General features: G+C 70.2%; 21 protein-coding genes. 9 read left to right on the top strand and 12 right to left on the bottom strand.

The genetic code is table 11. The annotated features are described in order from the left end of the window. Positions 1-5 precede the first annotated feature (5 nt). The 3 genes from BHS09_RS35330 to BHS09_RS35340 are packed head-to-tail and all read right to left on the bottom strand — an operon-like array spanning position 6 to position 5,625. A complete protein-coding gene (locus tag BHS09_RS35330) occupies positions 6-1,922 on the bottom strand; it encodes an ATP-binding protein (protein WP_237080023.1) in 1,917 nt (638 codons plus the stop codon). Then, positions 1,912-3,894 (bottom strand): GAF domain-containing sensor histidine kinase, encoded by a 1,983-nt coding sequence (locus tag BHS09_RS35335; protein WP_237077771.1) that lies wholly within the window; start codon positions 3,892-3,894, stop codon positions 1,912-1,914. The genes BHS09_RS35330 and BHS09_RS35335 overlap by 11 nt, the downstream gene beginning before the upstream one ends. A gap of 54 nt (positions 3,895-3,948) precedes the next feature. Next, entirely contained in the window at positions 3,949-5,625 is a 1,677-nt protein-coding gene (locus BHS09_RS35340) for a right-handed parallel beta-helix repeat-containing protein (protein WP_237080024.1), read from the bottom strand. Positions 5,626-6,026: 401 nt separating this feature from the next. On the opposite strand from BHS09_RS35340, the gene queD reads away from it, so the two are divergent. From queD to BHS09_RS35365, 5 genes are read left to right on the top strand one after another with little or no spacing between them, the layout of a single operon-like run. Then, entirely contained in the window at positions 6,027-6,389 is a 363-nt protein-coding gene (gene queD, locus BHS09_RS35345; RefSeq protein WP_140795758.1) for a 6-carboxytetrahydropterin synthase QueD, read from the top strand. Between the two features lie 39 nt (positions 6,390-6,428). Then, positions 6,429-7,178, top strand: a complete 750-nt coding sequence (ydfG, locus tag BHS09_RS35350) for a bifunctional NADP-dependent 3-hydroxy acid dehydrogenase/3-hydroxypropionate dehydrogenase YdfG (protein WP_140795759.1) — start codon at positions 6,429-6,431, stop codon at positions 7,176-7,178. Between the two features lie 37 nt (positions 7,179-7,215). Beyond that, entirely contained in the window at positions 7,216-7,659 is a 444-nt protein-coding gene (locus tag BHS09_RS35355) for a hypothetical protein (protein WP_140795760.1), read from the top strand. Position 7,660: 1 nt separating this feature from the next. Continuing rightward, entirely contained in the window at positions 7,661-8,785 is a 1,125-nt protein-coding gene (locus BHS09_RS35360; protein ID WP_140800258.1) for an alpha/beta fold hydrolase, read from the top strand. After that, entirely contained in the window at positions 8,782-9,690 is a 909-nt protein-coding gene (locus BHS09_RS35365) for an alpha/beta fold hydrolase (protein ID WP_140795762.1), read from the top strand. Before BHS09_RS35360 ends, BHS09_RS35365 begins: the two co-directional genes overlap by 4 nt. Before the next feature lie 27 nt (positions 9,691-9,717). Here BHS09_RS35365 and BHS09_RS35370 read toward each other — a convergent pair whose 3' ends face one another. From BHS09_RS35370 to BHS09_RS35390, 5 genes are all read right to left on the bottom strand, one after another. Beyond that, positions 9,718-10,467: a queuosine precursor transporter gene (locus BHS09_RS35370; protein WP_140795763.1), complete on the bottom strand. Its 750-nt coding sequence runs from the start codon at positions 10,465-10,467 to the stop codon at positions 9,718-9,720. Positions 10,468-10,506: 39 nt separating this feature from the next. Further along, positions 10,507-11,286 carry an SDR family NAD(P)-dependent oxidoreductase gene (locus BHS09_RS35375; RefSeq protein WP_140800259.1) on the bottom strand — a complete coding sequence of 260 codons (780 nt, stop codon included), beginning with the start codon at positions 11,284-11,286 and terminating at the stop codon, positions 10,507-10,509. Between the two features lie 30 nt (positions 11,287-11,316). Then, entirely contained in the window at positions 11,317-12,156 is an 840-nt protein-coding gene (locus BHS09_RS35380; RefSeq protein ID WP_140800260.1) for a dihydroneopterin aldolase, read from the bottom strand. Beyond that, positions 12,153-12,878 (bottom strand): SDR family oxidoreductase, encoded by a 726-nt coding sequence (locus BHS09_RS35385; RefSeq protein ID WP_140800261.1) that lies wholly within the window; start codon positions 12,876-12,878, stop codon positions 12,153-12,155. Before BHS09_RS35385 ends, BHS09_RS35380 begins: the two co-directional genes overlap by 4 nt. A gap of 121 nt (positions 12,879-12,999) precedes the next feature. After that, on the bottom strand, positions 13,000-13,431 hold the full coding sequence (locus BHS09_RS35390; RefSeq protein WP_237080025.1) for a hypothetical protein: 432 nt from the start codon (positions 13,429-13,431) through the stop codon (positions 13,000-13,002). A 126-nt stretch (positions 13,432-13,557) separates the two neighbouring features. On the opposite strand from BHS09_RS35390, the gene BHS09_RS35395 reads away from it, so the two are divergent. Further along, positions 13,558-14,274 (top strand): class I SAM-dependent methyltransferase, encoded by a 717-nt coding sequence (locus BHS09_RS35395; protein ID WP_140795768.1) that lies wholly within the window; start codon positions 13,558-13,560, stop codon positions 14,272-14,274. A 7-nt stretch (positions 14,275-14,281) separates the two neighbouring features. Here the strand turns inward: BHS09_RS35395 and BHS09_RS35400 are convergent, their stop codons facing one another. Then, a complete protein-coding gene (locus BHS09_RS35400; protein ID WP_140800263.1) occupies positions 14,282-14,785 on the bottom strand; it encodes a GreA/GreB family elongation factor in 504 nt (167 codons plus the stop codon). Between the two features lie 105 nt (positions 14,786-14,890). Between BHS09_RS35400 and BHS09_RS35405 the strand changes: the two genes are divergently transcribed. Then, entirely contained in the window at positions 14,891-15,565 is a 675-nt protein-coding gene (locus tag BHS09_RS35405) for a dienelactone hydrolase family protein (RefSeq protein ID WP_140800264.1), read from the top strand. 25 nt (positions 15,566-15,590) lie between these two features. Here the strand turns inward: BHS09_RS35405 and BHS09_RS35410 are convergent, their stop codons facing one another. After that, entirely contained in the window at positions 15,591-16,061 is a 471-nt protein-coding gene (locus BHS09_RS35410; protein ID WP_237077774.1) for a transthyretin-like family protein, read from the bottom strand. A gap of 266 nt (positions 16,062-16,327) precedes the next feature. On the opposite strand from BHS09_RS35410, the gene BHS09_RS35415 reads away from it, so the two are divergent. Further along, entirely contained in the window at positions 16,328-16,852 is a 525-nt protein-coding gene (locus tag BHS09_RS35415) for a hypothetical protein (protein ID WP_140800265.1), read from the top strand. Here BHS09_RS35415 and BHS09_RS35420 read toward each other — a convergent pair. Both BHS09_RS35420 and BHS09_RS35425 read right to left on the bottom strand, forming a co-directional pair. Further along, on the bottom strand, positions 16,794-19,661 hold the full coding sequence (locus BHS09_RS35420; protein ID WP_140800266.1) for an Lnb N-terminal periplasmic domain-containing protein: 2,868 nt from the start codon (positions 19,659-19,661) through the stop codon (positions 16,794-16,796). The two genes, BHS09_RS35415 and BHS09_RS35420, sit on opposite strands and share 59 nt — an antisense overlap. Further along, the gene (locus tag BHS09_RS35425) at positions 19,661-20,659 is read right to left on the bottom strand and encodes a hypothetical protein (RefSeq protein ID WP_237080026.1); all 999 of its coding nucleotides are present in this window, start codon (positions 20,657-20,659) and stop codon (positions 19,661-19,663) included. The genes BHS09_RS35420 and BHS09_RS35425 overlap by 1 nt, the downstream gene beginning before the upstream one ends. Before the next feature lie 226 nt (positions 20,660-20,885). Between BHS09_RS35425 and BHS09_RS35430 the strand changes: the two genes are divergently transcribed. Beyond that, a complete protein-coding gene (locus BHS09_RS35430; RefSeq protein WP_090487659.1) occupies positions 20,886-21,233 on the top strand; it encodes a hypothetical protein in 348 nt (115 codons plus the stop codon). Positions 21,234-21,367 lie beyond the last annotated feature (134 nt).

Here is a 21,367-nt window from a genome sequence, read left to right on the forward strand (position 1 = left end):
CGGGCTCAGCCCTGCTGGAGCGGCAGGCGCACGATGAAGGTGGTGCCCTCGCCCATGGTGCTCTCCACCGTCAGCCGGCCACCGTGGTTCTCCACGATGCCCTGGCAGATGGAGAGCCCCAGGCCGGTGCCCCTCCCTTCCGGCTTGGTGGTGAAGAAGGGCTCGAAGATGCGCTGCAGGTGCTTGGACTCAATCCCCGTGCCCGTGTCGCGCACCTTCACCACCGCGTCCTGCCCGTCACGGCCCGTGGCCAGGATGACGGAGCCTCCCGGCGGCATCGCGTGGCACGCGTTGGTGATGAGGTTGACGAACACCTGCACCAGGTTGGCGCGCACGGCGGACAGGGGTGGCAGTTCGCTGTACTCGCGATGGATGCTGACGCGCGCCTGGGCAACCACGTGCTCGCAGAAGCCCACCGCCATGTCCACGACGGCGTTGAGCTGCACCCGCTCCGGCCGGTCCTGCGCCGGGCGCGCGTAGCTGACCAAGTCTCGCGTGAAGCGGAGGATGCGGTGGCTGCTCTCCAGGATTTTGCGCAGCTTCTCCTGGTCCGCCGGGTTGGCCCCCGGCGTCATCCGCGAGCGCTGGAGCAGCGCGTCCGCGTACGTGGCCACCGCCGTCATCGGGTTGTTGATTTCGTGCACCACGCTGGCGGCGAGCTGACCGATGGAGGCCAGCTTCTCCGCGTGGATGATGCGCTTCTCCAGCTCCTTCACCACCGTGATGTCCTGACCGATGGCGATGACGCCTTCCACTTCCCCGTGCTGGGAAAGCTTGGAGGAGGTCGCGAAGGAGACGCGCACCTCCGCTCCGCTGCTCGTCATCAGCCGTGTCTCGAAGCTGTTCACCGGCTCGCCACGAATCGCCGCGGCGATGAGCTGGTTGAGCCGCAGGTGCTCGCTCTCCGGGATGAGCGAGAAGAAGTCCCGGCCCAGCACCTCTTCCTTGCCGAAGCCGGTGAGCGCGCTCAGCGCCTGGTTGAAGACGACGACCTGCTTGTCCCGGTTCGCCACCAGGATGAGGGCGTTGGCCTTCTCCAGCAGGTCCTCCAGGTACTTGCGGACGAACGTCAGCTCATCGATGAGCTTCGCGTTCTTCACCGCCACCGCCACCTGGTTGGCGAGCTGGAGCAGCACGCGCTCGTCATGCGGCACGTCGGAGACGAAGTCCGCCGGGTACTCCATGTTGATGGCGCCGAAGAGCTGCCCGCTGGCCACCAGCGGCGCGCTCACGCCATGGGTGCTGTCCTGGAACAGCAGCGGGACTTCGCCCAGCACCACCACGCGGTCCACGGGCAGGGACGCGCGGTCCAGGCTCGTCTTCTCCACCGCGCGCTCCATCAGCACCAACGGCTCGTGCGCGCCTTCCTTCAGCCGCCCCTCCGCGTAGAGCGACGTGAGGCCGCCCGTCCGCGAGTCGGTGATGCGGATGCAGAACGAACGCCCGGGGAACAGCTCCTTCACGCCGCGCGCCACCGCGGCGACCAGCTCCTCCTCGCCGCCGGCCTCGGCCACGCTGCGGCCCAGGTCCAGCAGCACGCCTTCGGTGCGCGCCTGCTCCAGAAGGGCCCGCTCCGCCACCACCAGCCGGTTGCGAGACAGCTCCGGCTCGTTGCGCGCGCGGACGGCCACCACGTCGCCCCGGCGGGACAGCGTCAGCACCACGCCGGGCAGGTCGGGCAAGAGCTCCACGTCGCAGCTGGCGCCATCCGCCGGCACGCTGGCGCCGGACAGGGTGCGCGCCACTTCCTCCACGGACGCGTGCTGGTCGGCGCAGAAGCGGCGGAAGGCGTCGTTGACGGCGACCAGGCGCAGGGCCGGGTCGCACATGGCCGCGGGGGCGTCGAGCGCCTCGAACAGGGCCTGGAAGGACTCGGGGGCAGGGCCGCCGGCGATGCGCACGGCTCGGGTCTCAGTCTTCATGGGAGGTGGCCTTGTCCAGGTCGAGAATCTGTTGCGCCCCCATGTAGGACTTCGTCTCGTAGCGGGTGATCTTCCCAATCTTCCGGACGATTTCCGCCATGCGCTCCGCCTCGCGGTAGATGATGTCCACCGGCTTCCAGGCGAAGTCGTCTTCCTTCAGCTTCCGCTTCAGCAGCTCGGCGTAGCCCATCACCGAGGTGAGCGGCTGGTTCAGCTCGTGCGCGGCGGTGCCAGCGAGCGCGACGATGACCGCGCTCTTCTCGCTCTCCTCCAGCCGCGTCTCCACGTCGGACAGCTTGCGCTCCAGCTGCATGCGCGCGCGCATGTCCGTGAAGATGCCCACGCTGAACACCTCACGCCCCCCTTCGTAGACGATGGAGGCCGTCAGGTTCACCGGCACCCGCTCACCGGAGCGGTGCACCAGCTCCTCCCGGATGAGGGACAGCCGGCCCTTGCCGCCGTGCTCGGGCGCCCGAATCATGGCCATCACCCGCTTCGCCACGCCCGGCGGATAGAGCTGGTGCACGGAGAGGCCGCCGCCCAGGGCCTCCTGCGCGGTGTAGCCGCACAGCGCCTCCGCGCCCTTGTTGAAGAGGATGATGCGCCCCTTCAGGTCGGCCGCGATGATGGCGTCCACCGACGAGTCGATGAGCCGCTCCAGGAAGTCCTTCGTCTGGAGCAGCTCGTCCTCCAGCCTTCGCGCGTCCGTGACGTCGCGGAAGGAGAGGATGGTGGCCGCCTCCTCGTCACGCAGCGGCGCCGCGGACATGGACAGCGTCAGGCGGCGCCCCGTGCGGGTGCACACCTGCACGTCCGCGCCGGAGCGGGCCTCGCCGCGCGCGGCGGTGGTCACCAGCTCCATCAGCACGTTCTCATCCACCGGCTGAGTCACCTGGTGCAGGTGGCGGCCCCGCGCGTCGGGGGCGTCCACGTCCAGCATGGCCGCGCCGGACGGATTCAGCGACAGCACGCAGGCCTTGTCGTCGAGGATGGCCACGCCTTCACTGACGTGCGCGAAGAAGAGCTGGTACGGCTTGAACGAGGCCGCCTGCTCCTCCGCGGCCAGGCGGGCCGTCTTCTCCGCCTCCGTCTGCCCGCGCACGGACTGGAGCACGGACGCGTTGCGCAGGGCCACCGCGGTGGCGTGCGCCACGGTGGTGAGGAAGTCGATTTCCCGAGGCGTGAAGGTGCGCCGCCGTCCCGCCGCGCGCAGCAGCAGCACGCCGCGCACCTGCCCGCGGATGGGCAGCGGCAGCGCGGCGATGGCGTGGATGCCCCGGGCGGCCACCGCGCGCCGCTCCACGTCTCCCAGCAGCGGGTGGGTGGAGGCCTCCTGCATCACCACCGGCTTGCCCGTTCGCATCACCTCGCGAATCTCGGGGTAGCGCGACAGGTCGATGCGCAGGTCCTTGAGCGTGGGGTCATCGCTGGCGGCGACGATGATGCCCTCATCCGCGCTGCGCCCCAGCATCACCAGCGTGGCGCGCGCGATGTCCAGCTTCTCCGCCAGCCGCCGGGTGACGCCGTGCAGCAGCGCCTCCACGTCGGACGTCTCCGCGTAGTCCGCCGTGAGCTCCAGGAGGAGTGCCAGGTCCTCCTGGCTGCGCGCCTGTTCCTCGCGCTCCACGTGGCGCTCGGCGGCGCACTGGAGCCGCCAGGCCAGCTCGTGCATGGCCACCGGCGCGGTGAGGACGTCCGCCGGCTTGAGGGACTGCGCCGCGGCGAAGTGGCTTTCGCCCGGTGCCACCAGCACCACCAACGTGAGGTGGGCGGCGAGGGCGGCGTCCAGCAGGGCCTGCCCCGCGGCGAGCCCTCCCGGCGCGGTGAGGTCCACCAGCGCCAGGGAGGCCTCTTCGAGACCACCCACCACGCGTAAACCCGCACGCGCGGCGGCCGCGGCCAGCAGCTCCCGCGCGGGTGAGTCCGAGGGCACCAGGGAGATGCCTGATACGAATTCCAGCGAGGACGGCACGTGGAGAGTGGGGTCCAGGGCAGAAGGGGCCCCCACTCTACACGCCCTGAGGGCTCAGGGGCAGTCCGACTCGAAAGCGCCCTGGTCCGGGCCTGGCCCGCACCAGGTCAACCCCAGCGACAGCCCCGCGTTGAGGGCGGGCGAACCCGACCCCAGGCGGAAGTCCCCGGTGTCGATGTTGACGAAGCCAGGGGCCTTCTCCTGGGAGCGGCCGTCCAACCCGCTCTGCGAGCGCCACTGCGAGAAGCCCATGTCCACGCCGTTCAGCCGGAAGAGGGCCGAGCCCGAATTGCGGAAGTAGAGGTTGGCGTCCACCACCGCCCCCGAGCGCCCGGGGCCGCCGCGCACCGCCACCCCACAGCCGGAGAAGACGTTGTTGCGCACATCCAGGCTGGCGCTGGCCCCGGTGTCGCCATGGCCAAAGGTGAGGCACGGCCCAGGCATGTTCCAGACGGTGTTGTGGTGAACCTTCACGTTCGACGTCGTGTCCACGCGGATGCCGCTGCCCTCCTCACCGCCGCCCAGTCCGTCCCGCACCAGGTTGCGGCGGATGACGATGTTGGTGGGCGGCGAGCCCTGGCGCACCCCGCCGATGCTGATGGCGCGGCCGTTGTTGTAGAAGACGTTGTCCTCCAGGGTGACGTCCTTCGCGGACAGGTGCACCACCACGCCCTCGCCGCGCGAGGTGGACGACGTCTTGTGGCCCCAGATGATGTTGCCGCGCAGCGTGACGCGGGTGCACGTCTTCACGTCGACGCCATTCTCCCGGTTCTCGTGCAGCTCGTTGTCCTCCACCAGGAGGTTGTCGAAGGGCGCGCCGGAGATGGTGGCGCCGCCCTCGGGGCCGATGCACTGCACCGCGTCCCCGGAGTTGTGGTGGATGTCGTTGCCACGCACCACCACGTTGCGCGCCGTCGTCTGGACGACGACGCCGTGGCTGTCATCTCCGTTGCGGTTGAAGTGGGAGATGGTGTTGCCCTCGATGAGGACATCACTGGCCTTCTCACACACGTTGACGCCCGCGCCCGCGGTGCCGTTCTTCAGCGTGGAGCCGCGCAGCACGCCGTGGTGGGAACCCACGCCGCGGAACAGCACCGCGAAGGAGGCATTGCCCGCCGCGTCGATGGTGAGCCCCTCGATGCTCCAGTACGCACCGCGCACGTCCACCATGGCGGAGCCACTGCCGGACGGCTTCAGCACCGGCTTCGCGCCCGGCGCGGCCCGCAGCGTGAGCAGGTTGGACGCCGAGCCGCCCTTCTCCTCCAGCTTGAGGCGCTCGGCGTAGGTGCCCGTCTTCAGGTAGATGGCCTCGCCCGGCCGCACCAACTCCAGCGCGCGCGTCACCGTTCGCAGCGGCGCCGTCTCCGTGGCGGAAGCACTGTCACTGCCGTTGGGCGCCACCCAGAGGATGCGCGAGTACTGGGGCACGGGCTCGGGTTCAGGCGGAGGCTCCGGTTCTGGCTGTGGTTGGGGCTGGGGCTCTGGCTGAGGGGTCGGATCCGGGATGTCGACGATGACGGGTGGAGGCTCCGACGTTCCAGGGTTCGTCGTGTCGTCGTCATCGTTGGTGGGAGGTGTGCCGGGAACGGACGGGTTGCCCGTCGACGGCGTCTCGCTGGAGCCCGGAGGTGAGCCACTTTCCTGGGTGAGCTCCCCCTTCCCATTGCAGGCCAACAAGGACAGCAGGGCAGCGGAGCAGAGGGCCGTGGACCACGGCGAGCGGTTGCGCATCCTGGCGGACTCCTGGTGTGGGTCGCGGCGCGGGAGGCGCTCGCGAGGACGGCCGCCAATTCCGAGCCCCGCGCTGTTCATTCCCTCCGAGCGCGGCAACCCCTGCCTGCCGGGACGTAGAGGGAGGAGACAGGAAACGTGGTTTCGCGGGGTTGGGACGGATGCTCCGCTTCACCGACAGGTGGGCCTTCACGGGGAGCTGAAGTGTGATGTGTGCAACGCGCGCGGGAATATTCCCGGGGGATTTTCACACAGAGCGAAGGGCCGAGCCGGGCGTCCCCGGGCGCGTGGGCGCGCGGCGGGGCGAGACATGCCGGTGTTTCAGGGAGGCAGGGCGTACCTTGACGTCGGGAGGAACGCGCGGGATATGAGCCGCCTTCCACCCGCTGTCAGGAGACACCTTGGACATCTTCAAGGAATTCACCTTCGAGGCCGCGCACCGGCTTCCCAACGTGCCGCCTGGGCACAAGTGCAGCCGGCTTCACGGCCACAGCTACCGGGTGGAAGTCCACGTGCGTGGCCCGGCGGGCGAGCAGTCCGGGTGGGTGATAGACTTCACCGACATCAAGGATGCCTTCGAGCCCCTGCGGCTGAAGCTGGACCACTACTACCTCAATGAGGTGGAAGGTCTGGAGAACCCCACCAGCGAGAACCTGTCGCGGTGGATCTGGAAGCGCCTGCGTCCGGGCCTGCCCCTGCTCAGCCGGGTGGTGGTGCGTGAGACGTGCACCAGTGGCTGCATCTATCAAGGCGAAGACGACTGAGCCGGACCCTCGCGGGGCTGGCTCCACGAGGGGACTGCCATGAACGTTCTGATTACCGGGGCCACCGCAGGATTCGGTTTGGCCATTGCTCGCCGCTTCATCCAGGACGGCGCGCGCGTCATCGCCTCCGGGCGGCGCACCGAGCGGCTGGAGGCCCTGCGCGCGGAGCTGGGCGAGCGGGTGCTCCCCCTGACGCTCGACATCACGGACCGTGAGGCCGTGGAGCGGGCCATCCGCTCGCTGCCGGCGGAGTTCGCCGAGGTGGACGTGCTGGTCAACAACGCGGGCCTGGCGCTGGGGTTGGACCTGGCGCAGTCGGCGCGCGTGGAGGACTGGGACACGATGGTGGACACCAACGTGAAGGGCCTCCTGTACTGCACGCACGCGGTGCTGCCCGGCATGGTGGCGCGCAACCGGGGCCACGTCGTCAACATGGGCTCTGTGGCGGCGGAGTGGCCCTACCCGGGCGGCAACGTGTACGGCGCCACCAAGGCCTTCGTGCACCAGTTCAGCCTCAACCTCCGCGCGGACCTGCACGGCACCGCCGTTCGCGTGACGGACATCGAGCCCGGCCTGGTGGGCGGCACGGAGTTCTCCAACGTCCGCTTCAAGGGCGACGACACACGCGCCGCGTCCATCTACGCCAACACCCAGGCGCTGACGCCCGAGGACATCGCGGACGCGGTGCACTGGGTGGCCACGCGGCCCGCGCACGTGAACATCAACGTCATGTCGCTGATGCCGGTGTCACAGTCCTTCGGGCCCCTGCCGGTGAAGCGGCAGGGCTGAATCGAATCCAGGGTGCGCCTTGGGATAACCTGTCCCCATGAGTCATCCGGAACGACCGCCGCCGTCCCAGGGGCTCCTCGCCCGCGGACTGAAGCTGCTGGGCCATCTCACGCACCCTGACACGCGCACCGGCAAGGTCTTCACCCGCGCCGAGCAGGGCCTCACCCGCGCGGCCGCCAAGGTCACCGAGAGCCCCGCGTACCTGCGCGTGAGTGGCTCCCTCATGCGCCAGGGCTTCAACGCCCGCATCCGCCGCAATGGCCTGGTGGAAGGCGCGCTGCGCACCCTGCGCCTACCCACCACCTCGGAGGTGGAGAACCTGCGCGACCAGCTCCGCCGGATGAATGACCAGGTGGAGGCGCTCGGCACCCAGTTGGAATTGGTGGTGGACCTGCTCCACCGGCAGGAAGGCGCGGAGCCCGAGCCTGAGTCCCCCGAGCCCACGCCCAAGGAGCGCGCGCCCTCCAAGCGCCGCCGCTGACATGACCGCGTCCACGCCCCAGCGTCTTCGCTCCTTCGTCACCGGCCAGGTCGAGCTGACCCGCGCCGTCGCGCACGCGCTCAAGTCGCGGCCCTTCAATCCGTACCCGTACCTCAAGCCCTTCATCGAGAGGGCCTCGGGCGTGCGCGAGCCGCCCATCAGCGCCACGCCGCACACCGTCGTGTACACGCGCGGCAGCATGCGGCTGCTGCGCTACGCAGCCCCGCGCCGGCGCCACCGCACACCCATCCTCTTCGTCTATTCGCTCATCAACCGCTGGTACATCCTCGACTTCCTGCCAGGGCGCAGCCTCATCGAGCACCTCACCCGCGAGGGCTACGACGTCTACGCCATCGACTGGGGTGTGCCGGGACAGGACGAGGAGCGGCTCACGTGGGATGACCTGCTCGGCGGGCTCATCCAGACGGCGGTGCGGTGGACGCTGCGCGTGAGCAAGAGCCGGGACCTGACGCTCTACGGCTACTGCATGGGCGGCACCATGGCCCTGGCGTACACGTCCCTGTATCCCGAGGGCGTCCGCAACCTGGTGGCCCAGGCCACGCCGGTGGACTTCAGCAAGGGCGGCCTCTACACGCTGTGGACGTCCGCCAACCACTTCGACGTGGACTCACTGGTGGATGCCTACGGCAACGTGCCCACGCCGGTGCTGGAGAGCGGCTTCCTCATGGCCGCGCCGGTGCAGCGCCTCACCCGCTGGCTGGAGGTGTGCCGCCGCATCGACGACCCGGAGTTCGTCACCACGTTCCTCGCCATGGAGCGCTGGGGCGCGGACCCCGTGCCCTTCCCGGGCGAGGTGTACCGGCAGTACATCAAGGACTGCTACCAGCAGAACCTCTTCCCCCAGGGCCTCATGGAAGTGGGCGGCGAGCGCGTGGACCTGCGCCGCATCGAGTGCGCCATCCTCAACGTCATCGCCGAGCACGACACCATCGCGCTGCCGGCGATGAGCGAGCCGCTGCCCTCCCTGGTCAGCTCGAAGGACTGTGAGACGCGGCGCTACCCCGTGGGCCACATCGGCCTGTCCGCCTCCAGCAAGGGCGCGACGAAGGTGTGGCCCTCTATTTCCGCGTGGATTGGCGCGCGCTCGAAGCCGATGGAGCCATGAACGTCTCGTCCGACACTGAAGCCATGGGCGTGCAGGTCCGCGAAGGCACCGTCCACCTGCGGGATGGCCGGCGGCTCGCGTACGTCGAGTCTGGAGACTTGAGCGGCCTGCCCGTCTTCTTCATCCACGGCAATCCGGGCTCGCGCCACATGCGCCATCCGGATGACCGGCTCACCCACGCGTTGGGCGTGCGACTCATCACTCCGGACCGGCCGGGCTATGGCCTGTCGGACTACCAGCCCGGACGCACGCTGCTCGACTTCCCCGATGACCTGGAGCAGTTGGCCAACACGCTGAGGATCGGCCGCTTCGCCCTCTTCGGCGTGTCCGCGGGCGGGCCCTACGTCGCCGCGTCCGCGTGGAAGCTGGGTGAGCGCATCACCCGCGCGGCGCTCGTCTCCGGCGCGGCGCCCCTGGCCCGGCCGGGCGCCATGGCGGGGGTGAACCGGGACTACCGCAACGCGTACACCATGGCCGCGTGGCCAGAGTGGCTGCTGCATCCATTGATGGCCATGCATGACCGGCAGGTGCGCGCCAATCCCGCGCGAGCGCTGGCGGGGCTGCGCTCCCAGGCGTCGGCGGATGACCGCGCGGTGCTCGCGGACCCGCGCATCGCCGCGCAGGTGCAGGGCTGGCGGTACGAGGCCACGCGCAAGGGCGTGGCGGGCATGCGGCGCGAGGCCCACATCCTCGCGCAGCCGTGGAACGTCCCCCTGGAGGAGATTCGGACGGAGGTGGACCTCTGGTACTGGGAGGGAGACAGCATCGTCCCGACGCAGATGGGACGGTACCTGGCGAACCGGATTCCGCGCGCGGTGCCCCGCTTCTTTCCTGGCGGCGGGCACTTCTCCATCTTCTCCCACTGGACGGATATCCTCACGCCGCTGGTGCAGCAGGGAAGCTGAGCCGCTGAGCCGCTGAGCCCCGCGCGCTCAGGCGGCGCGGGGCTGCTCTTCCGGGGTGACGGGCGGCGCGGGCGGGGCGATGGGTTCGCCATTCTCCCCTAGCACCACGGGGGCGATGCCCAGCTTGCGCTCGACGAAGGCGTGGCCCAGGTAGATGAAGGGCGTCAGGCCCACCGTGACCAGCAACTTCACCACGTAGGACGTGTAGATGATGTCGAGGATGGCGGCGTTGGGCAGCACCCCCGTCCACGCCACGTACTGCACCACCACCGTGTCGATGAGCTGCGACACCAGCGTGGAGCCCGTCGCCCGCACCCACAAGAGCCGGTTGCGCGTCAGTCGCTTGAGCCCGTTGAAGATGGCGATGTCGCAGAACTGGCCCGCCAGGTACGCAATCATCGACGCGACGAGGAAGCGCTGTGAGCCGGCGAAGACGTTGTTGAACGAGCCCTCCACCGCGCCCGTGAAGTCCGGCGCACGCGTCAGCGGCGCCCACGGCACCTGCACGGCAATGGCAATCACCACGAACGCGAAGATGGCCATGAAGAAGCCCACCCACGTCACGAAGCGGGCCGCCTTCTTCCCGTAGAACTCGTTGAGGATGTCCGTGAGGAGGAACGTCACCGGGAAGGGCAGCATGCCGATGGACATCACCGCCACCACCGGCCCCACCTTCGCCTCGAACAGCTTCACGCTGATGATGTCGCCCACCACCAGCGAGGTGACGAACACCCCCACCAACACCACGAAGAGCTGAAACCGTCTGTCGAGGAGCATCCCGTCGTTCTTCTGAGCCGAGGCCACGTCATACCGCGCTCACTCCCGCAGCAGTAGCCCTCCATCCAGCACCAGCTCGGAACCGGAAATCCACGACGCGCCCAGCAGGTAGCGCACCGCCTCGGCTACGTCCTCGGGGCGCCCCAGCCGTCCGAGCGGATGCAGCGCCCGCAAGCCCGCAAGCTGGGCATCCTGCCGCCGCGTGTACTCGGGCTCGGACAGCGGCCCCTCGCCGGGAGCCAGGCGCACCTCGCGCACCATGTCCGTCTCCACCACGCCCGGCAGCACCGCGCTGGCGCGCACGCCTCGCGCCGCACCCGCCAACGCCAGCACCTTCATCACCTGAAGGAGTCCCGCCTTCGCCGCGCTGTACACCGCGCTGGTGACGACGGGCCTCGTGGCCAGCGTGGACGCGATGAACACCTGCGCCCCACCCGGCTCCAGCACCTCCAGTGCCTGCTCGCCCAGCCGCAGCGGCGCGATGAGGTTGACCTCGAGCTGCGCGCGCAGCGCGTCCTCGCCGATGTGGCCCGGCGGCTGGTGCACCACCTGCCCCGCGCTGTGGACGAAGCCGTCCAGCCCTCCCAGCAACCCGGCGGCACGGCGAAGCAGACCCTCGCGGGCTTCCAGCGAGGCCAGGTCACACGGCAGCGCGAAGGCCTGTCCCGGCCATGCTGTCGTCAGCGACTCCAGCACCTCCGCGCGCCGGCCCACCACCACCACCTGCCCCCCCGCGCGCAGCAGGGCCTCCGCCACCGCGCGGCCAATACCCGTCCCACCGCCAGTGACGAGCACCTTGCGCGTGCCCACCTCACGCATGGAAGGCGCTCCTTGAAGACACGGCCCCGCTCACGGTTGGTGCTCCGCGGGAGAGCCCGGCGCCGCGGGCTCATCCAGCGGGTAATAGGAGTGGCCGGTGACGGGCAGCAGACCCTCCGGCGGCGGCTCGGTCTCCACCTCGTCCGACGAGATGAAGCCCGGCCTGTCCACACAGAGCACCGTCTGCTCCGTGGATGAAGGGTTGTCGTAGCGGTGCAGGAAGCCGCGCGGCCAGTGGAAGGCCATGCCCCGGGCCACCGGCTTGAACTGCAGCAGCAGCCCCGAGCCCAGCACCAGCTCGCTCTCCTCCATCTGCTGGTGCACGTGCGTGGGGATGCAGCCTCCCGGCTTCACCCGCAGCCGGTAGACGCCATAGCCCGCGCCCTCGTGGATGATGTCCACGCGGCCAAAGCCCTTCTCCTCCCGGCCGTACACCATCTCCGCGGCCATCCGGTGAATCTGGAGCGACGGCACCGCCAACCCGCCCAGCGCCAGCGGCTTCGTCACCCGCACCGTGGCAGAATGGACCTGCGCGCGCGGGACGTCGTCGGTGGGCGGTGCCAGCACGTAGCGGCACACCGTCTCGACGGCGGACTCCAGCAGTTCGAAGCGGCAGGCCTCCAGCAGGAAGCGCAGCTCCCCCGCGAGCCGGCCGTAGTTCACCGTGTGCGCCAGCCTGCCTCCCACCGCGGCGGCGCGAGTGTCCAGGAACAGGGCCACGTCCAGTCGCAGCGGCTGGGCCGCGATGCGCTCCCTGTTGAAGATGCCCACGATGCAGTCCACCGTGAGGCCCCGCAGCTCGATGACGTCCAGCGGGCGGCCGTCCGGCGTCGTGACGACGGGGGGATGGAATGCGTGTTCGGCGCTCATAGCTGTGCGCTCCTGCCGCCATCGACGGCGATGACCTGCCCGGTGATGTACGGCGCCTCGCGGGCGAGGAAGACGACGGTGCGGGCGATGTCCTCGACGTTGCCCTCGCGCCCCATGGGGATGCGGCGCAGCACCGCGTCGCGGGCCTCGGCGTCGAAGTCCTCGGGGAAGGCCACCGTGCCGGGCGACACGGCGTTGACCCGGATGTGCGGGGCCAGCTCCACCGCCAGCGCGCGGGTGAGCATGATGAGGCCCGCCTTGCTCACCGAATAGTGCGCGTAGTGGCTCACCGGCCGCTCCCCACCGACGTCGGTGAGGTGCACCACCAACGGGTCCTTGCCGGCGCGCAACGCGGGGAGCAGGGCCTGGGTGAGGAAGAAGGGCGCGTCCAGGTTCACCGCCATCATGGTGCGGTACTGGTCGCGGGAGATGGCGGCGAAGTCGATGCGCTCGAAGAGGCCCGCGTTGTGGACCACCACGTCCAGCGCGGGCCACGCCTCACGCACTTGCGCGGCCAGGGAGTCCACTGCCTCCGGGCGGCTCAGGTCGGCGGCGTGCAGGGTGACGCGACGGCCGAGGCCTCGGAGTTCGTCCGCCAGTGCTTCCAGCGGCTCAAGGGAGCGGTTCGCATGGAGCGCCAGGTCATAACCCGCGCGCCCAAGCGCCCGAGCCACCGCGCTGCCAATGCGGATGCCAGCCCCGGTGATGAATGCGGTCGCCATGCGGCGCATTCAGTAACAGGCCCGGCGGGGAAAGGCACTGCGGACCTGCTGCCGCGAGGCGCGCCGGGCTACCCCCGTATCCCGGCGCGCCCGCGGCGCGGTCCCCCGTGATTCGAATCGTCTAGCGGCGGCCGGCGCTGGCCATGTGCACCCGGCCCGGAGCGTAGGTCACCCACACCCACTCCTGGACCGGCTCGTAGCGGGCCGGCACCCAGCGCTGCTCGTAGAAGCCCCCGGTGCACCGGGTCACCCGCCCGCGGCGGTTGTTCCGCTCGCGGCACACCTCGGGGACCCACACTTGCTCGTAGCGGCCCTGCACCCAGCGGTTCACCGTCTGCAGTTCGTAGCGGCCGCGAGCGTGCGGCGGCGGCAGCGGCGCGGGTCCCGGGTGGCGGCGGGCGTCCACGTGGACACCGAAGTTGCCGCCGCGGTCGTCATGCCGGTGCTGCTGGGAGAACCGCGACTTCTCGTTGTCGTCCTTCGCATGCGCGGCCGTGGAGCCGAGGAACATCATTCCGAAAGCCAGCACCGCGAAACCCGTCTTGAGCGCCATTGTCGTCCTCCTCCGTCGTCCTGCTTGAACCTTCTGACGGGGCACCCCGCGGAACATTCAATGCCCGATACCGGCCGCATTTTCAGAGGGAGGGGCCGGTGTGGGTGCGATACACCCCGAGACACCATGTTCCACCGCAAGGGCCCCACCCTCCGGGAGCTGGCCGCGCAGGCCCTCACGTCCGTCGAGCACGGCTACGACCTGCTCGCGCCCAAGTTCGAGTACACGCCCTTTCGCACGCCAGACGCGGTGCTCGAGGCCGCCATTGCCCAGTTGGGCGCGCCCGGCAGCGTGAGCAGCGCGCTGGACGTGTGCTGCGGCACTGGCGCGGCCATGCGCTTCCTACGCCCGCTCGCGCGGGAGCGCGTCGTTGGCTTCGACCTCAGCCAGGGCATGCTCGACGAGGCCCGCCAGCAGCTCGCGCAGGCGCCGGGCGCCGCGGCGTTGGAGTTCAGCCAGGGCGATGCGCTGGCGCTTCCCTTCGACGGCGCGTTCGACGTCGTCACCAGCTTCGGCGCCTTCGGTCACATCCTCGAAGAGGACGAGCCGAAGCTCGTGCGTGGCGTCGCCCGCGCGCTGCGTCCCGGAGGCCGCTTCCTCTTCGTCACCGCGCACCCGCCGTCGAAGCTCCGTCCGGGCTACTGGATGGCCAAGGGCTTCAACGCCGCCATGCGCGCGCGCAACGCGTTGTGGAAGCCGCCCTTCGTCATGTACTACCTGACGTTCCTGGTGCCCCGCGCCCGCGCGCTGCTCGAAGCGGAGGGCTTCACCGTCGAGGTGCGCGACGGCCTGATGCCGGAGCCCTTCTCGGTGCTGAGCACCGTCATCGCCACCAGGCGCTGAGCCCGGCTCAGGCCGCGGCGTAGTCCACGGCCGTCACCGTGTACTCCACGGGGCCGCGGGGGCGCACCACCACCACGGACTCGCCCACTTCCTTGCCCAGCAGGGCCCGGGCCAGGGGCGACTCCACGCTCAGCCGCCCCGCCTTCACGTCGGACTCGTCCGGCCCGACGATGCGGTAGCGCACCGGGCCGCCGTCCTCGTCCTCCAGTTCCACCCAGGCGCCGAAGAAGACGCGGCCGGCCTGCGAGGCGTCGGGCTCCACCACCCGCACCTCCTCGAGTACCGCCGCCAGCTCCTGCGCGCGCCGCTCGCGCTCCTTGCGGCGCACGCCCGCCTCCAGCTCCGTGAACTCACCCGCCTTGGGGTCCGGCCCCTGCGCCGCCGCCAGTTCCTCCTGGAGCGCCCGGTAGCCCTCCGGGGTGATGTAGCGCTTCTCCCCGGAGGACGCGCGTGGACGGACGGGCAGCACGCTGTCGTCGCCCGAGTCCTCCTTCGTGAATGCCTTCGACATGCCGGTCCTCTGTCGCCAAGCGGGCACGGCGGCGGGTTCGCTCGCGCGTTCGCGGAATCGGCCGTTAAGCTGCGCCCCCTTCCACGACCTAGCAAGGGTGAAGCCATGACAGGACAGACGCAGCTCATCGGCAAGCAGGGCCAGGCACTGGCGGGCTATCTGAGTGAAGCCCCGAAGGGCGACGCGCCCGGAGCGGTGGTGCTCATCCACGAGTACTGGGGCCTCAACGGCCACACGCGCGACGTGGCGGACCGGCTGGCGCGTGAAGGCTTCACCGTCTTCGCGGTGGACCTCTACGAAGGTCGCGTGACGAAGGACGCCAACGAGGCGAACGCGATGCTGAAGTCCCTGGACTGGGGCAAGGCCACGGCGGACCTGCGCGCCGCGGTGGAGGCGCTGCGCGCGCGAAAGCCCGGCACCAAGGTGGCCATCATGGGCTTCTGCATGGGCGGCGCGTTGACGTTGCTGGCCGCCGCGAATGAGCCGGGGCTCGACGCCGCCGTGCCCTTCTACGGCATTCCGCCGGAGGAGGCCGCCGACGTGTCGCGCATCCGCGCGCCCGTGCTTGGGCACTACGCGACGAATGACGAATGGTGCTCGCCCGCGCGGGTGGACCTGCTGGAGCAGAAGCTGAAGAGCGGCGGCGTCTCCACGGAGATTCACCGCTACGACGCGCAGCACGCCTTCTTCAATGACACGCGTCCGGAGGTCTACTCACCGGACAACGCCGCGAAGGCGTGGCAGCGCACCGTGGACTTCCTCCACGCGAAGCTCGGCTGAGCCTCGCGCGGAAGAGAGAACGGACTCAGTTGCTGGTTTCAGGCGCCGCGGCGGGAGCCTCCGTCGCCGGCGTCTCCGGCACGGCGGGAGCCTCGGGGGTCGCGGGAGCAGCAGGGGCCTCCGCAGCCTCGGGCGCGGCGGCATCCGTCGCGGGCACCACCTGCAGGCGGTAGCTCCGAACGCCCTTGGGCAGCACGACCTCCACCAGCGGGTTCTCCTTCAGCAGCGCCGGCGTCACGTCGAAGGACACCCGGCCATCCTCGTCCGTGACGTAGGACTCGCGCGAACGGGAGTCCTCGCCCCAGAGCACCTTGGCGCCCTTCACGGGCTGGTTGGTGTCCGAGTCCAGGACGATGAGGTCCACCAGGGTGCCGGCCGTCACCGAGGAGCCCGCGGGCTGGACGACGTCGCGATAGAACGGACGCTGCGCGACGCAGGCGGCCAGCAGGGAGGAAGAGGCAAGGGCAAGGGTCAGCAGTTTGCGGCGAAAGCTCATGGAAAATTCCGTACGGGCAGGGATGGGGGTGCTGCCGGGCGCGGCAGCATAGCCGGAGGCCACCGTCCGCCAAGTCCGGCGCGCATCTTCGGGCGCCCCGACTCCGGTATCCAGGGACTCCGCGAGTATTCCGGAGGGGGAATTCCAGCGCCCGGCAGGTGGCCCGCCCCTCGATGCGGCCAGCGGCCCTTCCGCACACCCGCTGGCGTCACAAACTCATGACCATCAAGCACACGTTGATTTGCCCCCGAGGGAGGTAGCCAGACATGCCCGAGCGCATCCTGACGCAGGACCCGGAGAAGGCCCTCGCCGGTCCCAAGCCGCGCTACGAGTACGTCCGCCGGGAGATTCCCGCGGACCTGACCTTCAAGCCAGACACCATCAATCCGGTCCACAACCGGTTCATCGTGAGCACGCTGGTGATGGCGTTCACCAGCCTGGCCCTGTTCTTCCTGCCCATGTTCAACGGGCTCCTGGCCGGCACCTTCGGCGGCTTCCACGCGCGCAGGATGCCGCGCGCGCTCGGCGCGGCCGTCCTCTCCTCCGTCGCGGTGCCCGCCGCCCTCGCCTTCTTCCTCTTCATCGGTTCGGCGACCCAGGGTCACATCTTCTACGGCCTGGGCTTCTGGGGGTACACGGCGCTCTACGTCATCGGACTCTTCATCGGCGCGGTGACGGGGGCCATCAGCCACCCGTTCTGGACGAGCTACAGAATCGGCGAGCCCGCCTCCGTCAGCGCACCTCGAACCCGAGTGCCAGACGCCGCTCCGCCGAGCCGGCCAACCACGTAGAAGGCGACAGGGCTTCCCAGTGGGGCGTGGGCGAAATCGCCCCCTCCCACCGGACCTGCGCGCGGGGCGTGAGGAGCACGCCGAAGGGCCCCACGCGCCCCAGCCACATCTCCACTTGAAGCGCCGCGCCCGCCTCGTGGGTGAAGTGAGTGTCCCCCACCCGCCAGGTGGGCGCGTAGGCCGCCTCCAGCCGCACCGCGTTGGCGCCCGAGCCGAACAGCCCCATCCGGTGAGTCAGTGACAGGCGAGGTCCCGCGGCCGGCGTCAGCACATCCCGGTTCCAGTGCACTGCGGCCAGGCCGCCCACGCCCACCGTGGTGAAGCGCGAGAAGCGCGCGTCCTCGTCCAGCACCACCAACGCCTCCGCCTGCACCGACGCGCGATAGCGCAGCAGGCGCGCGTCGCTCGACGCCACGCGGGCCTCGGCACCCCAGCCGAGCGAATCCCAGAAGGAGTCACGGAATTGGGGAAGCTCGCGCAGCAGCGTGCGGTAGCCCAACAGCGTCAGGTCCGAGGCCACCACCTTGGGCAGCCCCCAGCGCGGTAGGAGAAACAGCTCGCCATCGAGCACCCGCAGCTCACTGCTCGGCTGGAAGCCGTGGAGTCGCGCATCGCCCAGCGCCTCGGCCATGCCCGCGGTGCGTAGCCCCACCAGGGGCCGGGCCGCTGCCCCTTCGGGAAAGTCCACGCCCAGGGCCACCATCACGCGCCCCGCTCCGGACTCCCGCAGCGCGCCTTCCGCCCAGGCCGTCTCCGCCGCCACCTTGTGGCGCCGGTCTGCGTGCAGGAAGGCCACCGGGTCCACGGTCGCCAGCAAGCTGTCATTGAGCGTGCCCTGCACGTCGGTGGCACGGTGGAAGGTGGCCTCGGTTCGCTCGGCCCACACCAGCGTCCGCAGCTCCTCGGGCGTGGGTGGACGGCGCTCTGCGGAGGCCAGCGCGTCCTTCAGCAGGGTGGCGCGGTCCAACACCGCGAGCCTCCGCTGAAGCGCGTCCTCGGTCTCGAAGACGCGCTGGCGCTCGGCCGTGCCGGCCCGGGCCGAGCCCGCCACCGACACATTTACCGCGAGCATCCGCTCGCGCTCGATTCGCAGGCGCTCGCCGTCGGCACGGTCCACCGCGGCGCGCTCCACCCGCACCGCGTGCGCCACGTAGGCATGCAAGTGCGCGCGGACCGTGTCGCGGGACGCCGTCTTCGCCGAGTGCATCAGCGCGGCCACCACCCCGGGCAGGTCATCATAGGCCTGGGCGCGGACCTGCGGCTCCGGCGACTCCAACCGGGCATGCACACCCCGGAGACGCGCGAGTTCATCTGCGCCGACATGTCCGGCCAGCGCGTCCAGTGCCTCCTTCTTTGCCGAGTGCGCACGCACCGCGCGATCCCCAGTGGACTCGAACGCATCCGGGATGTGCTCCAGGAGGGAGGACATCTCGCCCCCTGGCTCCTCCACCTGCACCCGGGCCAGGGTGTCCAGCGTGGCGGTGGGCAGGACCCAGAGCGTGCCGGGAGGACGCAGCTCCCGCCCACCCTCCAGCGCGCCGTTGAGCAGGAAGACGAGCGCGCTCGCGCAGTTGTCCGTGAAGAAGTAGTAGCCCATGTACCCACGGCGCTCGAGCTCCCACACCCGCTCCAGCATCCGCGCATCCGCGCCGGGCCTCAGGCGCAGGCGGAAGCGGCGGATGGAGCGCTGCTCCAGCTCCAGCGCCTCGTGGGACAAGTCGCCCATTGTCCCCGTGAGGAAGACGGTGTCGTAGGCCCCCGTCATTCCCTTCACCACGTAGCCCAGACCCTTGGACTCCATGCCTGTCAGCGCCACCAGTTGCACCACCCGCTCGAAGGCGGGCCCTCGTGGCACCTCGCCCTCGTGCCACACCGGGCGCAGAAGCAGGTGTCCGAAGAGGGACTCCGGCTGACGGCCAGTGGAGGCCACCAGCAGCACCTCGAAATGCGACAGGGACTCCAACTCCGCCCAGGCTTCGAAGGCGGGGCAGTCACCGCGCGGCGGCAGCGTGCCCAAGCCCGACGCTTCCAACTGCTCCGTCAGCGCACGGGCCTTGGAGAACTCCTGACAGCGGACGTGGTCATCCACCGGCAGCGCGTCCGCGCGCAGGGACTCCACGGGCACGAGCAGTTCCTCGGCGAACGTCACCCAATCCAACGAGGCGCTGCGCTGGCCCATGGCGCGGCTGAAGGCTCCGGCGTAGCGAAGGCGGACCTCCTCCTTCCACACCAGGGGCCGCTCGAAGGGCTTCATCCAACCCGACAGCCGGCGCCAGGCCGGGGTGCCGCTCCAGCCTTTCGCATCATCCCAGCGCTGCATCACCGCGTGTACCACCGCGCGCCGGCGCCACAGCCGCTCTGACTCCGCGTCCGTCAGCCGAGACAGGCGCAACGTGGCACGGCGCTCGTCCGATGGGGCGTACTGGTAGAGGTGGAACCGCGCGCGGCCCTCCGTCCAGTCGGGACGCGCAGGGGAGCCATCGCCCACGCCCAGCGGCGCGGCCTCCGCGTGCAGCACCAACTCCAGAGGACCTCCGGGTGGACGCCGCATCGCCGGAGGCAGGGCCTCCAGTCCCGCCTCCACCTCCGTCACCAGGTCCGCGTTGGCTGCTGCGGCGCCCCGTAGCACCACGCCCGCCTGCTCAAGCGCGTGGACGCGCAAGGCCAGGGCTTCATCTGCGTTCGCAAAGTCCACGTTGGCCCCCGTGGCGCCAAGCGGTACCACGCCCGCCTGCGCGCGCACGGACAGGGCATCTCCCGCGTGCACCGGCAGCGCGAAGACGAGCGCAAGCAGCCGCAGCCAGCGCATCAGTGCGCCACCGTCGCGGTGCCCTCCTGGGCCGGTGCCGCGAGGAACGCGCGGCGATCTTCCTCCAGTTGCGGCTCGGCCCGCGCCAGCTCTCCCACCCGCTCCAGCCACGCGAGCGCGCGGTCCGGCGTGAGGGTGCTCGCCTCGGCCATCTCGAGCAGCTCCTTCCGGTTCGAGCGCAGCACGCGCCCGAAGAGGCCCAGGTGCTCACGCCGGATGCGCGCCGCCGCCGCCAGGTCCTCCACCGTCGGCCCCGCTCCCAGGGCGAGGTCCTCACGAAGCTGGTGCGTGCGCGCCCGCAGGTACACCTGGGCCGCGCGGCCCGCCTCTTTCGGAGACACCCCTCGGCGCCGCTCCGCCGCGGCATACGCCTGCCAGATGATGATGCCGAGCCCCACCACCAGCGCGGCCACCGTCACCGAGGACGCCACGTCGTTGTTGTTCGACTGGCTGCTGTTGTTGCTGCGGGAGCGCGACGCCTCACCGTCCGCCTTCTCCGTTCCCGCGGAGCCCTCACTCGCGCCGCCTTCCTCACTGGAGCCACTCGACTCCGACCGGCTGGAGCCCTCTTCACCAGAGCCGCTCGACTCCGACTGACTGGAGCCCCCCTTACTGGAACCGCTCGACTCGGAGTGGCTCGTGCCCTCTTCACCAGAGCCGCTCGACTCCGACCGGCTGGAGCCCTCTCCACTGGAACCGCTCGACTCCGACTGGCTGGAGTCGCCCGAGCCCTCCGACGATGCACCTGAGTCCGACTGGCTCGACTCACCCGAGCCTTCGGACGAAGCAGCGGAATCGGACCCTTCGGATGAAGCAGCGGAGTCGGAGCCCTCGGACGACGCGGCCGAGTCGGAGCCCTCGGACGACGCGGCCGAGTCGGAGCCCTCTGAAGCGCTCATGCCGCCTCCGGGCCCCAACGCCGCGGGCGCCCTGCAACCGGAGACCGTCATCACCACTGCCATGCACAACGCGCGCTTCACGGACTTCTTCGTCTTCATCGAACGCATTTCCAGGTGTCCATCCGTTCTTCACGTGGGCCGGCCGTCGCACGGTGGAACAATCCATTGGCAGCCTAGCCAGCAGCGTGCCGAGCGGAAGGATGTTGCGATTTCACGCCTTTACGCACGACACCACGCGGCATGCCGCGAAGCCCACGAACCGAAGGTGCGTTACGCGCTACGCGCTCGGTGAGCACCTTTCCCAGGAACGGCCACGGAGTAAGCCATGACCCTGGGACTCGCGATTCTCGGACTCTTCACGGCGCTGCTATCCATGGCGGCCATCTTCCCCGTCCAGGAGCCGAAGTGGTTCGGCTTTGGCGTCATGGCGGCCGCCTTCTGCGCCCTGGGCGGTGCTTTCAGTCCGCCCCACCTGCGCACGGCCATGCCCTGGGGCGTGGGCACGGCGCTCGCCATCTGGGCCCTGGTGGGCCTGGGCACGGGCGCCATCAGCGCCTGGCTGGGCTGGGCTGCACTGGCCCTGGGCATGGCCTACCTGGGCCTGGGCATGCTTCATTTCCTGCGCAGGGTGGTGCCCCCCGGGCGCCTGCCTCGCTTCCTGCATGTCCCATGAGGTCTGGTGGGCCCACAAAGGCAGCCATCCTCGCGGGTTGGAGTGCGGACGCCAGGCGTGCGGGAAAGGAGCGGCGCACCGGGCACCCGAAACCGAGCGCCCGGCGCGCGCTCACAGTTCACCGCGGCGGCCCT

It is taken from the genome of Myxococcus xanthus, assembly GCF_006402735.1.
In the GTDB taxonomy this organism is placed as follows: Bacteria; Myxococcota; Myxococcia; order Myxococcales; family Myxococcaceae; genus Myxococcus; species Myxococcus xanthus_A.

What these genes read in the sequence shown, in the direction of transcription:
- BHS09_RS35360 (WP_140800258.1), top strand. Translation starts at nt 7,661, where the DNA reads ATGACCGCGTCCACGCCCCAGCGTCTTCGCTCCTTCGTCACCGGCCAG.
- BHS09_RS35395 (WP_140795768.1), top strand. Translation starts at nt 13,558, where the DNA reads ATGTTCCACCGCAAGGGCCCCACCCTCCGGGAGCTGGCCGCGCAGGCC.
- BHS09_RS35340 (WP_237080024.1), bottom strand. Translation starts at nt 5,625, where the DNA reads ATGCGCAACCGCTCGCCGTGGTCCACGGCCCTCTGCTCCGCTGCCCTG.
- BHS09_RS35410 (WP_237077774.1), bottom strand. Translation starts at nt 16,061, where the DNA reads ATGAGCTTTCGCCGCAAACTGCTGACCCTTGCCCTTGCCTCTTCCTCC.
- BHS09_RS35425 (WP_237080026.1), bottom strand. Translation starts at nt 20,659, where the DNA reads ATGAAGACGAAGAAGTCCGTGAAGCGCGCGTTGTGCATGGCAGTGGTG.
- BHS09_RS35370 (WP_140795763.1), bottom strand. Translation starts at nt 10,467, where the DNA reads ATGCTCCTCGACAGACGGTTTCAGCTCTTCGTGGTGTTGGTGGGGGTG.
- BHS09_RS35400 (WP_140800263.1), bottom strand. Translation starts at nt 14,785, where the DNA reads ATGTCGAAGGCATTCACGAAGGAGGACTCGGGCGACGACAGCGTGCTG.
- ydfG (WP_140795759.1), top strand. Translation starts at nt 6,429, where the DNA reads ATGAACGTTCTGATTACCGGGGCCACCGCAGGATTCGGTTTGGCCATT.
- BHS09_RS35405 (WP_140800264.1), top strand. Translation starts at nt 14,891, where the DNA reads ATGACAGGACAGACGCAGCTCATCGGCAAGCAGGGCCAGGCACTGGCG.
- BHS09_RS35375 (WP_140800259.1), bottom strand. Translation starts at nt 11,286, where the DNA reads ATGCGTGAGGTGGGCACGCGCAAGGTGCTCGTCACTGGCGGTGGGACG.
- BHS09_RS35385 (WP_140800261.1), bottom strand. Translation starts at nt 12,878, where the DNA reads ATGGCGACCGCATTCATCACCGGGGCTGGCATCCGCATTGGCAGCGCG.
- BHS09_RS35330 (WP_237080023.1), bottom strand. Translation starts at nt 1,922, where the DNA reads ATGAAGACTGAGACCCGAGCCGTGCGCATCGCCGGCGGCCCTGCCCCC.
- BHS09_RS35420 (WP_140800266.1), bottom strand. Translation starts at nt 19,661, where the DNA reads ATGCGCTGGCTGCGGCTGCTTGCGCTCGTCTTCGCGCTGCCGGTGCAC.
- BHS09_RS35415 (WP_140800265.1), top strand. Translation starts at nt 16,328, where the DNA reads ATGCCCGAGCGCATCCTGACGCAGGACCCGGAGAAGGCCCTCGCCGGT.
- BHS09_RS35390 (WP_237080025.1), bottom strand. Translation starts at nt 13,431, where the DNA reads ATGGCGCTCAAGACGGGTTTCGCGGTGCTGGCTTTCGGAATGATGTTC.
- BHS09_RS35430 (WP_090487659.1), top strand. Translation starts at nt 20,886, where the DNA reads ATGACCCTGGGACTCGCGATTCTCGGACTCTTCACGGCGCTGCTATCC.
- BHS09_RS35380 (WP_140800260.1), bottom strand. Translation starts at nt 12,156, where the DNA reads ATGAGCGCCGAACACGCATTCCATCCCCCCGTCGTCACGACGCCGGAC.
- BHS09_RS35355 (WP_140795760.1), top strand. Translation starts at nt 7,216, where the DNA reads ATGAGTCATCCGGAACGACCGCCGCCGTCCCAGGGGCTCCTCGCCCGC.
- BHS09_RS35365 (WP_140795762.1), top strand. Translation starts at nt 8,782, where the DNA reads ATGAACGTCTCGTCCGACACTGAAGCCATGGGCGTGCAGGTCCGCGAA.